At 43.2% G+C, this 14,913-nt stretch carries 14 protein-coding genes; 9 read left to right on the top strand and 5 right to left on the bottom strand.

The window, feature by feature from the left end:
* Positions 1–105 precede the first annotated feature (105 nt).
* The 4 genes from MusilaSJ_RS15180 (at position 106) to MusilaSJ_RS15165 (ending at position 4,075) form a co-directional block, all read left to right on the top strand.
* On the top strand, positions 106–939 hold the full coding sequence (locus tag MusilaSJ_RS15180) for a DUF1223 domain-containing protein (RefSeq protein ID WP_274985793.1): 834 nt from the start codon (positions 106–108) through the stop codon (positions 937–939).
* 29 nt (positions 940–968) lie between these two features.
* Positions 969–1,676, top strand: a complete 708-nt coding sequence (locus tag MusilaSJ_RS15175; RefSeq protein WP_274985792.1) for a cytochrome b/b6 domain-containing protein — start codon at positions 969–971, stop codon at positions 1,674–1,676.
* Positions 1,651–2,460: a molybdopterin-dependent oxidoreductase gene (locus MusilaSJ_RS15170; protein ID WP_274985791.1), complete on the top strand. Its 810-nt coding sequence runs from the start codon at positions 1,651–1,653 to the stop codon at positions 2,458–2,460. Before MusilaSJ_RS15175 ends, MusilaSJ_RS15170 begins: the two co-directional genes overlap by 26 nt.
* A gap of 247 nt (positions 2,461–2,707) precedes the next feature.
* Entirely contained in the window at positions 2,708–4,075 is a 1,368-nt protein-coding gene (locus MusilaSJ_RS15165; protein ID WP_274985790.1) for an MFS transporter, read from the top strand.
* 21 nt (positions 4,076–4,096) lie between these two features.
* Here the strand turns inward: MusilaSJ_RS15165 and MusilaSJ_RS15160 are convergent, their stop codons facing one another.
* The 4 genes from MusilaSJ_RS15160 to MusilaSJ_RS15145 all read right to left on the bottom strand — a co-directional run bounded on the left by MusilaSJ_RS15160 (position 4,097) and on the right by MusilaSJ_RS15145 (position 7,233).
* Entirely contained in the window at positions 4,097–4,225 is a 129-nt protein-coding gene (locus MusilaSJ_RS15160; RefSeq protein ID WP_256337577.1) for a hypothetical protein, read from the bottom strand.
* Positions 4,226–4,333: 108 nt separating this feature from the next.
* Entirely contained in the window at positions 4,334–5,218 is an 885-nt protein-coding gene (locus tag MusilaSJ_RS15155; RefSeq protein WP_274985789.1) for a sugar phosphate isomerase/epimerase family protein, read from the bottom strand.
* 195 nt (positions 5,219–5,413) lie between these two features.
* Positions 5,414–5,986, bottom strand: a complete 573-nt coding sequence (gene def / locus MusilaSJ_RS15150; RefSeq protein WP_091176101.1) for a peptide deformylase — start codon at positions 5,984–5,986, stop codon at positions 5,414–5,416.
* 17 nt (positions 5,987–6,003) lie between these two features.
* The gene (locus MusilaSJ_RS15145; RefSeq protein WP_274990457.1) at positions 6,004–7,233 is read right to left on the bottom strand and encodes a M16 family metallopeptidase; all 1,230 of its coding nucleotides are present in this window, start codon (positions 7,231–7,233) and stop codon (positions 6,004–6,006) included.
* A 151-nt stretch (positions 7,234–7,384) separates the two neighbouring features.
* Here MusilaSJ_RS15145 and hpt point away from each other — a divergent pair, with 151 nt between their 5' ends.
* Together hpt and MusilaSJ_RS15135 are read left to right on the top strand one after the other, a co-directional pair.
* Positions 7,385–7,924 (top strand): hypoxanthine phosphoribosyltransferase, encoded by a 540-nt coding sequence (gene hpt, locus MusilaSJ_RS15140; protein ID WP_274985788.1) that lies wholly within the window; start codon positions 7,385–7,387, stop codon positions 7,922–7,924.
* A gap of 115 nt (positions 7,925–8,039) precedes the next feature.
* Complete coding sequence (locus MusilaSJ_RS15135) at positions 8,040–8,540, top strand: hypothetical protein (protein ID WP_274985787.1); 501 nt, start codon at positions 8,040–8,042, stop codon at positions 8,538–8,540.
* Positions 8,541–9,452: 912 nt separating this feature from the next.
* Here the strand turns inward: MusilaSJ_RS15135 and mfd are convergent.
* Entirely contained in the window at positions 9,453–12,800 is a 3,348-nt protein-coding gene (gene mfd / locus MusilaSJ_RS15130) for a transcription-repair coupling factor (RefSeq protein WP_274985786.1), read from the bottom strand.
* A 156-nt stretch (positions 12,801–12,956) separates the two neighbouring features.
* Here mfd and MusilaSJ_RS15125 point away from each other — a divergent pair, with 156 nt between their 5' ends.
* The 3 genes from MusilaSJ_RS15125 to MusilaSJ_RS15115 all read left to right on the top strand — a co-directional run bounded on the left by MusilaSJ_RS15125 (position 12,957) and on the right by MusilaSJ_RS15115 (position 14,608).
* Positions 12,957–13,367 (top strand): DUF4199 domain-containing protein, encoded by a 411-nt coding sequence (locus tag MusilaSJ_RS15125; RefSeq protein WP_274985785.1) that lies wholly within the window; start codon positions 12,957–12,959, stop codon positions 13,365–13,367.
* Positions 13,360–13,668: a DUF2752 domain-containing protein gene (locus tag MusilaSJ_RS15120; RefSeq protein ID WP_274985784.1), complete on the top strand. Its 309-nt coding sequence runs from the start codon at positions 13,360–13,362 to the stop codon at positions 13,666–13,668. Before MusilaSJ_RS15125 ends, MusilaSJ_RS15120 begins: the two co-directional genes overlap by 8 nt.
* A 577-nt stretch (positions 13,669–14,245) precedes the next feature.
* The gene (locus MusilaSJ_RS15115) at positions 14,246–14,608 is read left to right on the top strand and encodes a TM2 domain-containing protein (protein ID WP_091210286.1); all 363 of its coding nucleotides are present in this window, start codon (positions 14,246–14,248) and stop codon (positions 14,606–14,608) included.
* Positions 14,609–14,913: the final 305 nt, after the last annotated feature.

The following is a 14,913-nucleotide window of genomic DNA, read 5'->3' as shown; positions in this document are numbered from 1 at the left end:
ATTATGCCGATATTTATATCAGCCAAAAACTAAGAAATTATTGTAAGGTTATCCTCATAAACCCGACAAAGCAGTAAAAAACGTATATCATCTAATCTAAGTGAAATGAGAAAGATCAAAGTATTCGCGTTTATGCCGTTTGTTATAGGTGCAATAATCATTTCAGTTGCATTTATAAATTGCAAAAGCGGAGCTAAAACCAGCCAGGCCGATAATTTAAAGTTTAATGGTAAAGGTTTTGCTTTGGTAGAACTGTTCACTTCCGAAGGCTGTTCAAGCTGCCCGCCGGCCGATGACCTGGTAGCTAAAGTTCAAAAAGAAATAGGGGATAAGCCGGTTTACATTTTGGCTTATCATGTTGATTACTGGAACCGCCTGGGCTGGAAAGACGTTTTTAGCAGTGCCGATTATTCCAAACGGCAAAATGAATATGCGCGTTGGTTAAACCTGTCGCAGGTTTACACACCGCAAATTGTGGTTAATGGTAAAACGGAGTTTGTAGGCTCGCAGGAGGAGCGTTTAGGCAGTGCTATTAAAAGCGGCTTGCAGGGGAGCGGCAATGTTCAATTAAACTTAAGTGTTACTCTTAACGCGAATAACACAGCTTCGGTACAATACAAAGTTGAAGGCAATACCGGGAACGCACGTAGTGTGATATCATTGGCATTGGTTCAAAAACAAGCTGTTGTAAAAGTTGAGCGTGGTGAAAACGGCGGCCGGACATTGGCCCACGCTCAAATTGTACGAAACCTGCAAACCATGCCTTTAAACAAAAACAATGGCAGCGCAACTATTGCTTTACCTGCCGGGGTTGAGGCCCGGGGATGGGAAGTAATAGGTTTTGTGCAAAATACAAGCAACGGCGCTGTTTTGGCAGCATCGAAAAGCCTGTTCAAAATAACAGCAGATGTTGGGCAACAAGATAAAAACATACAATAGTTGTGTTGAATGGCATTAAGAGCATTTAGATGAAGATAATTAAAGAGAAACACCCGCTGTTAATGCGCTGGACGCATTGGGTAAACTTTCCCATCCTTACCATCATGATCTGGAGCGGACTACTCATTTACTGGGCCAATGATACTTACACTTTCACGCTCTTCGGTGTTACTTTTATTCGCTTTTTTCCGCAGGGCTTTTATGATGCGCTGCACATTCCCCGGCGGCTGGCCGAGGGTATGGCTTTCCATTTTTTGTTTATGTGGTTTTTTGCGCTGAACGGCTTTCTGTATGTTACATATACCATAATATCGGGCCAGTGGAGGGAGCTGGTGCCAAACCGGCACTCGTTTAAAGAAGCCTGGCTGGTGGTTTTGCACGACCTGCATATCCGCAAAATGGCTCCCCCTCAAAATAAATACAACGCAGCCCAGCGCATTGCCTACACAGCAATTATTGTCATGGGCTTTGGCTCGCTGATAACAGGACTGGCTATTTATAAGCCGGTGCAATTTAATTACCTGGCCTGGATTTGCGGAGGTTACCATTTGGCCCGCATCTGGCATTTTGTGCTCACCATTGGTTATGTATTGTTTTTCCTGGTGCATGTTGTTCAGGTAATACTTGCCGGCTGGAACAACTTCAGATCGGTTATCTCGGGGTTTGAGGTAATAGATGAAAAACCACTGCCCGCTATTCAAATTCAAAACGATGAAACTAACGAAAAAACTGAATAAGGTTTTCAGCAAAAATAAAGGCCCCAAAAAGGAGCTTACCGTTGAGCAAAAGATCAGCCGTCGCAATTTTATCTCCTTCGGCAGCTTCCTGGTATTGGGAGGTGCCGCATATGGCGGCTGGCGCTGGTTGTATACTTCACCCAATGAGGTGCCGGGCATAACAGGAGATGCCCACAAGCCATTGCGTGCGGTGCTTAATGCCAATGAAAAGGTGGTTCGCCAGCTATACAGCAATAAAAACCGGGTTAAAACTTATCCTAAAGAAATGGCCGCCAAAGTAGTGCGTCATAACAGTGATATAGGCTCGGAGGGTTTGATTGATGTAGACAACTGGAAATTGTCGGTAAAAAAACAAAGCGGTGAGGTTTTGAATATCGGTATTGACGAAATAAGAAAGCTCCCTAAAACGGAGATTATTTATGATTTTAAGTGCGTAGAGGGCTGGGACCAGATTTCGCACTGGGGCGGTGTAAAATTCAGCGATTTTATAGCTCACTTTAAGCTTGATGCCGAAACCCGGTTTGAGTATGTTGGCATGGAAACGCCCGACAAGGAATATTACGTGGGCGTTGACATGCCAAGCGCTATGCACCCGCAAACCCTGCTGGCCTATGAGGTTAACGAAAAACCCTTACCTCCAAAGCATGGCGCACCGCTAAGGCTCATTATTCCTGTAAAATATGGCATCAAAAACCTGAAACGGATAGGCAGCATTACTTTCAGCAATAACCGCCCCCGGGATTACTGGGCCGAACAGGGTTATGATTATTATGCAGGGTTGTAAAGAACAGGTCAGGGAAGTCGCGTTTAAAATAATTCCATCTGTTTTACTAATCTCATACTGAAAATTTCTACACAAATGCTTTGCAAGCTCTTCACAATTAATCGAATTACACGAATCTTAAATTGATTCAATTCGTGTAATTCGATTAATACGTAAAAATTAGTGTGAAAATTTTTTATTTATTGTTTTTCAATCCGCATGGTAAACCGCCATTATATATTGATGTAATATTTGCATATTGCATTAAATGCCGGCCAATAAACTACCACTTTCCAAACAGCTTGCTTATGCCTGCGGAATGATAGGATGGAGCATCATGACCAATATTATCATTGTGATGCTGCCTTACTTTTACCTGCCGCCAAACAATGCCGGGCTTACTACGCTGGTACCTCAATTGCTGCTTTTTGGCCTGTTCAATATCATGTCGGTAATCACAGCATCCGGGCGGTTGGTGGATGCTTTTTTTGATCCTTTTATTGCTTCGCTAAGTGATAAAAGCGAAAACCGTCGTGGGCGGCGCATCCCTTTTATGCAATGGGCTGTTTTACCTGCCGCTTTATTTTGCGGATTAACCTTTTACCCCATGGTAAAAGGCGAAAGTATCCATAACGCTTACTGGCTTACCTTTACGCTCATCTGTTTTTTTATGGGCGCTACGGCCTATATTATCCCGTACAACGCCCTGCTGCCCGAGCTTACACGCACGGGTAGCGAAAGGGTTAAGCTTTCATCATTACAGCAGGTGGGTTTTGTAATAGGGATTATCCTATCGGCCATGGTCAATAACTTTGCCGACTGGGTACAACGCTTTGCCGGTATCCCCAATCGCGATACCTCCGTACAGTACACCATTTGGGGGCTGGCCATATTTGCCGGGCTGGTAATGCTCGTACCTGTATTCGCTATTGACGAAAAACGGTATTCAAACGGTCACCCCTCGCATTTGTCGCTGCTGCCGGCTATTCAAAAAACCTTTCAAAACCGGAATTTCAAATATTACCTGATATCCGATTTTTCGTACTATATGGCATTAAGCATCATATCAAGCGGCTTACTGTTTTTTTTAAAATCGTTATTAAATCTGCCCGAGTCTATGGGCGGGGAGCTTATGGCTACTATGGTATTGGTATCACTGCTGTTTTATCCGCTGGTTAATTACCTGTCGCAAAAGATCGGCAAAAAACCTATTGTGCTTTTTTCGTTCGGGTTACTGAGTTTAATTTTTGTAGCGATATTTTTCCTGGGCAAACTTCCATTTACACCGCAGGTGCAAATCTATACGCTGGTTATCAGTGCATCGTTTCCGCTGGCCTCGCTGGGTATTTTGCCCAATGCAATACTTGCCGAAATAGCACAGAACGAGGCTAAACGTACCGGCGAGAATCGCGAGGGGATGTTTTTTGCGGTTAAATACCTGTTTGTAAAACTGGGCCAAACACTGGGTATTGCATTGTTTGCGTTTTTAACCATTTACGGAAAAGACCCGGGCAACGATTATGGCCTGCGCCTGAATGGCATTTGCGGTTGTGTGCTTTGTTTGCTGGCTTTTATTTTCTTTAACCGGTTCAGGGAGCGTAGGAACAGGGGCAAAAAGAGAACCGCTCATCATTGAGCTTCAGGTCCCGCCCAACCTTTAAAGGCAGGTAACATGCCGCTGTGTAACCTGAAGCGGCTGTTTATCGGTTTGCGCTTCAGCAACACAGGCAAAAAGAAGCGAAGCCATCAAAATGACTATGAGGTATTTGATTATGGTTGCGCTCATTTTCCTTTGCCGTTAAATGTGTTATAAATCAATTTGCCCTTGTAGAATAAAAAAGGCCTGCCATTTGTTTTAAATGCAGGCCTTCAGGATATCAGTGTAAAAGCAATATTACACCAGGTTCTTTTTAATATAGCTGATACTTTGTGCAATGCTCACAAACGGATCGCCCGGGCAAACATCCTGCTCAACAAAGAAATATTTGAGGCCCGATTTTTTAGCCTGGGTAAAGATCTTTTTAAAGTCGATAACCCCGTTTCCAACTTCAGTAAATTTCTTTTCAGGGGTTTTGTCCATATCCTTAACATGCCACAGCGGGAAACGGCCCGGGTGTTTATCAATAAGGGCGATTGGATCCTGGTTTGCTTTATTAACCCAATACAGGTCCATTTCCATTTTTACCAGGTTTTTATCGGTGTTCTCCAAAAGGATCTCGTATGGGTATTTACCGTTTTCCTGTATAAATTCAAAGTCGTGGTTATGATAGCAAAGCTGGATACCTGCGCCTTTACAGGTTTCGCCGGCTATATCAAGCATATTGGCCACGTTTTTATAATGGTCAAGATTGCCGCGCTCAGATTGTGAAAGATATGCGCAAACCATGTATTGCACACCGGCTTCGGCAGCGTCATCAACGGCTTTTTTCCAGTCGTTCATGATGGTTCCTTTTTGTTGTTCGCCGTTAACCAGCTCTTCGCCTAAACGGTAATGCGCGCTTGGCATGATGAGGCCGTTTTGTTTTAAAACATTTGCAAAATCGCCGGGGCGCATGCCATAAAACAATTCGGTACCGGTATAAGTTGCACCTTCAACAGATGTGAAACCTGTTTTGGCAACCTTTGCCAATGCAGCAACAGGGTCGGCAGCCATTGCATCACGCACAGTATATAATTGTAAGCCTATATATTTTTTATCATATGCAAACAAATTAGGAGCTGCCAACAGGCCTGCTGAAAGTAGCGCCGAAGTTTTTAGAAAAGATCGTCTGGTAGTCATTGGTTTATGATTTTTATGATTGGTTGTGTAAATATAACGCATTAAAAATGCCAAAACAAAGACCGAAATTACGCCGATTGGTTTAATGCAGTGGTATAGTATTGTAATTTTTACAGGCGTAGTTAAATATTTATAAAAACATACAAAAAGAAAAAGCCGCTGTGTAGCGGCTCTTCATATGCTTTGGGTAAAGAATTATCTTCCTTTTTTAATGTTGGGAAACTTCATTTTATAATCAACATCAACCATGCCTTTTGAAATATCGTTAAGTTTCTTTTCGATAAGCCGTTTACGCAGCGGGCTTAGCTTATCGGTAAACAGTTTGCCTTCAATATGGTCATATTCATGCTGGATAACACGTGCGGCCATGCCCTTAAAAGTTTCTTCATGGTGTTTCCAGTCTGCATCATAATATGACATGCGTACAACCGGCTTGCGGTATACATCCTCGCGGATATCCGGAATGCTCAGGCAGCCTTCGTTAAAACCCCATTCCTCACCGGTTTCTTCCAGTATGGTAGCATTGATGAACGCTTTTTTGAAATCTTTCAGTTCCGGTTCGTCATCATCAAAGGGGGTGGCATCCACAACAAATAAACGCATTGACATGCCTACCTGCGGCGCTGCCAGGCCAACACCACGGGCCGCGTACATGGTTTCAAACATATTTTCAACCAGTTCTTTTATATGCGGATACTCGTCGGGCTCAATAGCTGTTGCTTTCTTTCTTAAAACAGGATCACCGTAGGCAATGATAGGATACTTCATCTTGCAAAAATAAAGGATTATTGCTTAGGCTCAAATAGCAAAGTGATCAAGCGGTTATTATCAAAAATTTCATTGCTAATGGTCAGTAATTGCTCGGCACTTACCTGGTTAATTTTTGCAAAGATCTCTTCGAGTGTGTCAACACGGTTAAAATCAATCATGCTTTTGGCCATGGCAATAATGAGGCTCATGCGGTTTTCTTCCGCTAATGCTATTTGCCCGATAAACTTTTGCCGGGCCTGGTGCAATTGCAATGTGCCCAGCTTTTGTTCACGCAGCTTTTTCAGCTCCTTATGAATGAGTTTTGAAGCTTTGTTCGCTTTTTCGGTATCGGTACCAAAGTAAACAGAGAAGATGCCGGTATCAGTTAAAGGCGTGTAATTTGATTCGACGGTATATGCTATACCATGTTTTTCCCTGATCTCGAGGTTGAGCCTGCTGCTCATGCCCACCCCGCCCAGGAGATTGTTAAGCAATAATAAGCCCCATTTATGCTCATGCGACAATGAATAAGCCTGTGTGCCTATAATACAGTGCGTTTGTGAGATAGGTTTGTTAACGATATGGACACTACCCGTACTTTGTACGGGCTTTACCCGATTTTTTTGAAGCTCATTTAAAGGCACATGGCCGAAATACTTTTCAGACATGGCCACCAGTTTCCTGAACTCATAATTGCCGTGTATAGCAAAGATCATTTCGGTTGTATTATAGTTTGCCGCTATAAACCCCCGGATGTCGTCCCCGTTAAGCCTGCCAACGGTTTCGGGCGTCCCTAAAATGTTTTGCCCCATAGGGTGCTCCTTAAACAGCAGCTCTTCAAAATCATCCTGTATGGCTTCTTCCGGCTGATCAAGATAGGAGGCTATTTCATCTAAAATGACACCGCGCTCTTTCTCCTGTTCATCATCCGGGAACGTGGAATGAAATAATATATCCTCAAAAAGATCCATAGTGCGGTCAAGATGCTGGTTAAGCAATGATGCGTGGATGCAGGTATATTCCTTAGTGGTATAAGCGTTAAGATCGGCGCCAACAAGCTCAAGCCTGTTGAGGATTTGGCTGGTGTTACGGCGTTCGGTTTCTTTAAACAGCAGGTGCTCAATAAAATGGGCAAGGCCTTCCTGTCCCGGAGCTTCATCGCGCGATCCCGCGTTTACAATAAAGCAGCAATGTGTAATTGCCGATGGCCAGTACTTATACAGTATGCGGATACCATTAGGCAAAGTATAAAGTTGATAGTCAATCATTCGGCTGCAAAGATAAGCTTATATGTCACAATTATTTTTCACGCTATTGTAAGTGATTAATAGTATTTTAGGCGCTTAAAATCAAATTTCGCCGGGGTTAAATGTAAACGGCGGAACTATACTGCCTTTAAAAAACAAACTAAACCAAATGACAAAACAAATAGCCGATCTGGAATTTGAGATACTACTAACTGCCGAAAAAATTGAAGAACGTGTTAAAGCCATTGGCATACAATTAAATGAAGATTATAATAATAGCGTACCCGTTTTTATAGGGGTACTCAGCGGCAGCTTTCTTTTTACAGCCGACCTGATCAAACAAGTGAGCATTCCCTGCGAAATTAACTTCACCAAATTAGCATCATACTATGGCGGCACCTCCAGTACGCTAAAAATACGGGAAGATATTGATTTAACGGTTGATATTAAGGGCCGCGATGTACTTATTATTGAAGATATTGTTGATACGGGCAATACGGCTCACTATCTAATCCAGAAATTGAAAGAAAGGGAGCCTGCCTCATTGAGGCTATGCTCGTTATTATTAAAACCTGCTTCCCTGCAAAAAAAGATCGAAGAACTTAAGTATGTGGGCTTTGAAATTGAAAATGAGTTTGTGATAGGTTATGGTCTCGATTATAAAGAATTGGGGCGTAATTTAAAGGATATTTATAAAAAAGTAGGATAGGAATAAGCATACCAGAACAGGAAATGTGACAGTTGCTATTGAGGCATAGTACATTACGGGTAATTTTTTTAACAACTGATTAAAACAATAGCTCCCTTGTTTCGTTTTAGGATTTATGAAATATACATCTTTACTTTTATCAGGCTGCATAGCAGCATCGTTTTTGTTTTCTTCATGTGATAAAAAAGGGCCAGGTACTTCAACCGTTGCTATTACCATAACTGATGGCCAAACCGGCGCTGCATCGGCAGGTGCAACAGTAAAACTGTATGATGGTGTAAATAAACCCAATACCGGGGAAGCACCTTCATATACACTTACTACAGATGCGTCAGGGAAAGCGACTGCAGTAGTTGACTATATAGGAGAGTATTACATTGTTGCTGAAAAGGGAACCCAGAAAAGCTATTACAACGGACTGATTCCGATAGGTATTTTTAAAACCCAGGCCGATATTGACAGCAGCCCTAAACAAACACCTGCAGCGACCATCGGTTCAGTGAAATTTAAAGATACCAATAACGACGGCGTTATCAACGATTCGGATAAAGCAAAAGCGCCGAATTTGTTTTTGGAAGAAGGACAAACGCTTAATTACAGCTTAGCGGTTTATTAATTTACAGAGAGACTTATTTTATAGTAAAGCTACCTTTGAAAATCGGTAGCTTTATTGTTATAGGTTGAACAGTAATATTTAAGTGGCCTGTATTTCGATGAAAAGAATATTTATTGTTTTCGGTGTTTTACTGCTTATAATATCCGTCGTATCCTTACGACAACATGCCTGAAATACAATTATTCCCTAATTCTTATTAAGTTTATTTAATGGAATTTGATGAGATCTATTTTTATACCGCGACAATCAACAAGTGGATTCCACTGCTTCAATCCGATAAGTTTAAACACATTGTTTTAAATAGCCTGATTCATCTCGTTAAGCAAAAGAAAATAGAAATTTATGGCTTTGTAATCATGCCAAATCACATCCACTTGATTTGATCCGGATCGCAAATGAATGGCAAAGAAAAGCCATTTGCCAGTTTTATGAAGTTTACGGGGCATCAGTTTTTGCATGAGTTGCGAGCGACAGATAACCCTTTACTGGTAAAGTTTAAGACGGATTTAAAAACAGAAACTACCTGTTTTGGCAAACCAACTCGTTGCCCATAAGGGTGTTTGATCGGAAAATGTTAGAGCAAAAGCTGGATTACATTCACCTCAACCCATTACAGGCACATTGGAATTTAACTGATGATCCAAATAACTATTACTTTTCATCATGTTCGTTTTACGGGCAGGAGGATAAAAAGTTTGATTGGTTAATACATTATATGGATGTGATGTAAGTTCCTTTGCATACCTGTTGCCGCGGGGACACGGCAACGGGGTACAATTTTCCATGCCTTTCCCCTCCCGGTTGTCGTGTCCTCACGACAACTTTTTTTAGCAATGTTTAATCCAAAACATATGTTCAACGCGGGAGAAGAAAGATAGTATGTTGTAGTGTCCCCACGACAACAGGGGTTGATTATATTATCCCCGCCACCTCGCTCAGCATCCTCACCGCCTCGTCAACGCTATCAATTCCCTCAATGCCCAAACGGAGCGTGTTTTTAACCTCTTTCAAATTAGTGCGCCTTGGGTTATTCTTCACAAAGTCGAGCACATTACGGAATGCCTCGGTTTCAAAGTAACTTGATTGCTGGTTGGTGATAAAATAGCCACGCAAAACGTTTTTCTTGAGTGAGATCTTTTCAAAGCCAATTGCTTTGCCCAGCCATTGCAACCGCAGGGTATTAAGCAGCCCGTTAACCTGTTCAGGTACAGGCCCAAAACGGTCGTTCAGTTTTTGTTGAAAGGCTTGTAATTCTACCTCGTTTTCCAGTTTGGAAAGCTCGGTATACAGGTTATATCGCTCGGAGAGATTGGTTACATACTCATCGGGGATGAGGATCTCCAGGTCGGTATCAATTTGGGTAAAAGAAATGTAGGGGCGGGGCTTATCCTCGGGGAATACGCCTTTAAACTCATCGTCTTTAAGTTCCTGTATAGCCTCGTCGAGAATCTTGTGGTACATTTCAAAGCCTATTTCGGCAATGAAGCCGCTTTGTTCGGCGCCAAGCAGGTTACCGCTGCCGCGGATGTCCAAATCCCTCATAGCCACATTAAAGCCGCTGCCCAGGTCGCTGAACTCTTCAATGGCACTCAGGCGTTTGCGGGCCTCGCTGGTTAACGTTGACAAAGGCGGACTTAGCAAATAACAATACGCTTTTTTATTACTTCTGCCCACACGGCCGCGCATCTGGTGCAGGTCGCTCAAGCCAAACATATGGGCGTAGTTGATGATGATGGTATTGGCATTGGGAATATCCAACCCGGCTTCGATAATGGTTGTAGCCACCAGCACATCATACTCGTGGTTTACGAATTTAAGCATTACATCTTCCAGGTCGTCACCTTCCAATTGGCCGTGAGCGATGCCGATACGTGCTTTAGGAACCAGCTTACGGATCATGCCGCCCAGTTGCGGCAGGTCGGCAACACGATTGTGGATAAAGAACACCTGCCCGCTGCGGTCAATTTCAAATTCAACAGCCTCCTTAATTAACTTATCATTAAATACGTGCAGCTCGGTAACAACCGGCTGGCGGTTTGGCGGCGGAGTTGATATGATAGAAAGGTCACGTGCACCCATTAACGAAAAGTGCAGCGTACGGGGAATTGGGGTAGCCGTTAAAGTAAGCGTATCCACATTGGCGCGCATCTGTTTCAACTTCTCTTTGGTCGATACGCCAAACTTCTGCTCCTCGTCAATGATCATCAGGCCAAGGTCTTTGAATTTCACATCCTTGCTTACCAAACGATGTGTGCCTATGATAATATCTACTTTCCCTTCTTTTAGCTTCTCCAGAGTATCCTTGATCTGCCTGGTTGATTTAAAGCGGTTAACATAATCAATGTTGGCAGGAAAACCCCTGAGCCTGTCGGTAAAAGTTTTATAGTGTTGCGCCGCCAGGATGGTTGTTGGTACCAGAATGGCCACCTGCTTGCTATCGGCAACGGCTTTGAAAGCTGCACGGACAGCTACTTCAGTTTTCCCAAAACCTACGTCGCCGCAAATGAGGCGGTCCATAGGGTGGGGCGACTCCATATCTTTTTTGAAATCGGCAGTGGCTTTTTCCTGGTCGGGAGTGTCTTCGTACAGGAATGATGCCTCCAGCTCGGTTTGCAGGTAGCTATCGGGCGAAAAGGCGTTGCCATGCTGGGCTTTACGAAGGGCGTAAAGCTTGATCAGGTCGCGAGCTATGTCCTTAACTTTTTTTTTTGTTGTTTTCTTCAAACGTTCCCAGGTGTCGGTACCCAGCTTGTTCATTTTGGGAACAGAGCCTTCTTTACCGCTGAATTTGGAGATGCGGTTAAGTGAGTTAATGTTCACATACAGCAGGTCGTTATCAGCATAAATCAGGCGGATCATTTCCTGTTGTTTGCCGTTCACATCAACCTTTTCCAAACCCGCATATTTGCCTATACCGTGGTCGATATGGGTAACATAGTCGCCTGGTTTAAGGTCACGGAGCTCCTTGAGCGTAATAGCTTGGGAACGTTGGTAGCCCTTGCGGGTTTTGTATTTATAGTAACGGTCAAAGATCTGGTGATCGGTATAGCAGGCTATCTTTTGCTCGTGATCAATGAAGCCTTCGCGTATGGAGATGCTTACCGGTGTAAATTTTACCGTTTTGTCCAGGTCGTCCAAAATGGCGTATAAACGCTCAACCTGTTTGGCCGAATCGGTAAAGATGAAGTTCTCTATCTTGTCAGCCTCATTGTTTTTGAAATTATGAATGAGCAGCGTAAAGTCCTTATTAAACGATGGCTGCGGGCGCATATCAAAATTGATAGTGGTAGCGTCATGGTAAAAGAACTGCTTTCCAAACTCTACCACAGGGAAATCATGCAATTGATCGCCTATTAGCTTTTCGTCGGTAAAACCAAATTTGGGGTCTATCCAATCAGGGTTTTGTGCTTTTTCATCTGCAGAGAGGGCTTTCCAAAGGTTTACAGCCTTTTTATAACCGGTTTGGATAATGTCCAGCGTAAACTGAACGTCTTTGATCCACACCTGTGTACCTGCTTCAACATATTCAAGCAGGGAGATATTATTCTCCGTTAGAAATTTAGATTGTACGTTGGGAACAATGGTAATGCTTTTAACATGCTCAACCGATAGTTGGCTCTCGATTTCAAACGTACGGATCGACTCAATGAAATCACCAAAAAACTCCACCCGGTAGGGGAGCATATGCGAAAAAGAGAAGATATCAACAATACCGCCACGGATGGAAAATTGCCCCGGCTCATATACAAAATCAACGCGCTCAAAATCATACTCTATCAAAAACTCGTTGATAAAATCGATGCTGAGCTTATTGCCAACAGCTATTTCGAGGGTGTTTTTTTCAAGCGATGAACGATCGATCACCTTTTCGGCCAGGGCCTCGGGATAAGTTACAATGAGCTGGCCATATTCGGTGCTGTGGTTAAGTTCGTTCAAAACCTCGGCACGGGCAAGCACATTGCTGCTGTCGGGCTGGGTAAATTCAAATGGTTTGCGGTATGATGAAGGGAACAGCAGGGCTTCTTTACCGGTAAGGTTTTCCAGGTCGGCCTGGAAATAGCCTGCTTCTTCGCGGTCGGGCAGTACAAATACCATGTGTTTGTGCTGCAAAAAATACAATGCTACCGCCATGGCCGAATCACTTGATCCCACCAAACCACGTAGCTGTACCCTTGGATTTTTTGATGCGTTAAGCGCGGTAGCCAACGCTTTTATCCGGTCATCAGCCTTATATCTGTCTAATATATCACGGATGTTCAAATCGCGGCAAAGATAAACAAAAAAGAAAAGCCAAAATAAAAAAGCGTTGGGCTAAAAATTAATGCAAACAATATGAGGGCTTATTTACTTTTTAATGATAAATTTATGTATGTAAACGCGCATACCGATTTATAAATCAATCTTAATTATATAATTATGAAGAATGCAGTGTTATCAGGGGGTATCATCGGCGTACTAAGTATTATCTGGATCTTTGCTATGCCACGGCTTGGCGTTATGCCGCAAAAAGACGTTGTGGCCCCAGTCGAATACTTTTCATTTATTATACCGGCTATCGGGCTTTTTTTCGGTATCATGAGTTATCGAAAAAACGAGTGTAATGGCCAGATGGGCTTTTTGGAAGCCCTTTTTCAAAGCTTTAAAATATTAATTGTAGGCGGCATCATCGCCGTTTTCGGCTCAATACTTTATATCAGCTACGTATCGTCGGCGGGTGCTAACATAAAGGATTTTTCTGAACGGATTTTTGGTGCGTTAATAGTTGGGGTACTGCTCGCCTTCGCGGTATCATTATTATTCACCAACAAAGCGAACAAACTTGATTAAGCGGTTTTTTTCAAAATATTTTGAACTGTTGTTCTGGATAGCGGCGATGCTTTCATTGGCGATGACCTCGCCGACCGAAGCATCGCACTTTACCCTGTGCCCACTTAAACTAATGGGCATTGGCTGGTGTCCCGGCTGTGGCCTTGGGCATAGTATTATTTATCTTTTCCATGGCGATATCAGCAGTTCGTTCCGTGCCCACTGGCTTGGCATCCCTGCCGTGGCCGTGATCTTTAACCGGATTTATGTGCTTACCAAAGCGAGGCTGCTGGAAAGGAATCAGTTTAAGAGCCTTACCTAAATTAGGTGCGTTTTTGATCGATATTATAAATTGGAGCGTTGCCTGCGTGCTATCCGCTCATACTGCACAGGCATTAGCCACAAGGCCGGTATCCCAATGTCATTAAGTTAAGGAAAATCCCCCAGAGGGGGAACAGGTTTGTAGCAAAATATTATACCGATAACAACCGTGCCAGAGGTACGGAACACCGGAGTTGTGTACCGCTGGCACACCAAAAATCTATTCAAAATGGTTTCTACAAACCTTTTGCACCTCTGGTGCAGCTTGTCAATCTCTTAACTTAATGACATTGGCCGGTATCCGCTCCTATCACTAACGCGGCCCCAGCGCACTATCGCCAAAATATACTTTATACGTCATCACGGTTTTTTCCGGGATTTCTCAGGTGGTTTCTTACAGCAATGACATTTTATTGCTACTCCTATCATCGATAAGATTTCCAGGCCACTTTTTACCGCCAAAACTCATCATTTCACCGACTACTTATCTCCGCTAACCTATCTCCCTTAGGCGTTTTACCGGGCGCGCTGTACCTTTATATCATAAAACAATCACAAACTTTAAAAAACTTACTAAGATGAACGCTTATCAAAATCCATATATGTCTTTCGACGGTATCACTCCCGAAGAATATACATTTCTGCAACAGGCCACTGCCTCATTAACAGAAGATCAGGCCCGCACTTTTATGTCATTTTATGCCAGTAAAAGGCGTAACCCACAGGATATCATGTTTGCAACGCTTGCCGGTTTCCTTGGTGTATCAGGTGTACAGCGTTTCATGACTGATCAGATCGGTATGGGTATCCTTTATTTTTTCACAGCTGGTTTTTGTTTCATCGGTACCATTGTCGACCTGATCAACTATAAAACTATCGCCAACGATTATAACAGGCAAATGGCTTACGAAAGCTTCAACATAGCTAAAATGAGCAACTAAATCCCTTTAAGGGTATAGTTTCACTATATATCAAAAAAAATCCACCTTCTGTTACGGGGTGGATTTTTTTGTTAGGACGAACTTTAAACAGTTATGTCATTGAGGAGGTAAAATCCGGAGGCCTCTGAAGGTGAAATGACAAAAGAGGGCCTGTCAGTCAGAGCCTGTCGAAGACTCGCGCGCAGAGGCCTATCCACCATGCTTCGACTGGTAGCTTGTCGAAGGACGCGCGCAGAGGCCCACCGCGCCATGCTTCGACAGGCTCAGCATGACACCCATTTTTAATTATGTCATGGGTAGGAGGA

Origin of the sequence: Mucilaginibacter sp. SJ (assembly GCF_028993635.1) — a bacterium.
Lineage (GTDB): Bacteria > Bacteroidota > Bacteroidia > Sphingobacteriales > Sphingobacteriaceae > Mucilaginibacter.
This window is presented reverse-complemented; position numbering and strand designations above follow the sequence as displayed.

What these genes read in the sequence shown, in the direction of transcription:
- MusilaSJ_RS15160 (WP_256337577.1), bottom strand. Translation starts at nt 4,225, where the DNA reads ATGAGCGCAACCATAATCAAATACCTCATAGTCATTTTGATGGCTTCG.
- MusilaSJ_RS15125 (WP_274985785.1), top strand. Translation starts at nt 12,957, where the DNA reads ATGAAGAATGCAGTGTTATCAGGGGGTATCATCGGCGTACTAAGTATT.
- MusilaSJ_RS15155 (WP_274985789.1), bottom strand. Translation starts at nt 5,218, where the DNA reads ATGACTACCAGACGATCTTTTCTAAAAACTTCGGCGCTACTTTCAGCA.
- MusilaSJ_RS15135 (WP_274985787.1), top strand. Translation starts at nt 8,040, where the DNA reads ATGAAATATACATCTTTACTTTTATCAGGCTGCATAGCAGCATCGTTT.
- MusilaSJ_RS15165 (WP_274985790.1), top strand. Translation starts at nt 2,708, where the DNA reads ATGCCGGCCAATAAACTACCACTTTCCAAACAGCTTGCTTATGCCTGC.
- hpt (WP_274985788.1), top strand. Translation starts at nt 7,385, where the DNA reads ATGACAAAACAAATAGCCGATCTGGAATTTGAGATACTACTAACTGCC.
- def (WP_091176101.1), bottom strand. Translation starts at nt 5,986, where the DNA reads ATGAAGTATCCTATCATTGCCTACGGTGATCCTGTTTTAAGAAAGAAA.
- MusilaSJ_RS15115 (WP_091210286.1), top strand. Translation starts at nt 14,246, where the DNA reads ATGAACGCTTATCAAAATCCATATATGTCTTTCGACGGTATCACTCCC.
- MusilaSJ_RS15175 (WP_274985792.1), top strand. Translation starts at nt 969, where the DNA reads ATGAAGATAATTAAAGAGAAACACCCGCTGTTAATGCGCTGGACGCAT.
- MusilaSJ_RS15170 (WP_274985791.1), top strand. Translation starts at nt 1,651, where the DNA reads ATGAAACTAACGAAAAAACTGAATAAGGTTTTCAGCAAAAATAAAGGC.
- MusilaSJ_RS15180 (WP_274985793.1), top strand. Translation starts at nt 106, where the DNA reads ATGAGAAAGATCAAAGTATTCGCGTTTATGCCGTTTGTTATAGGTGCA.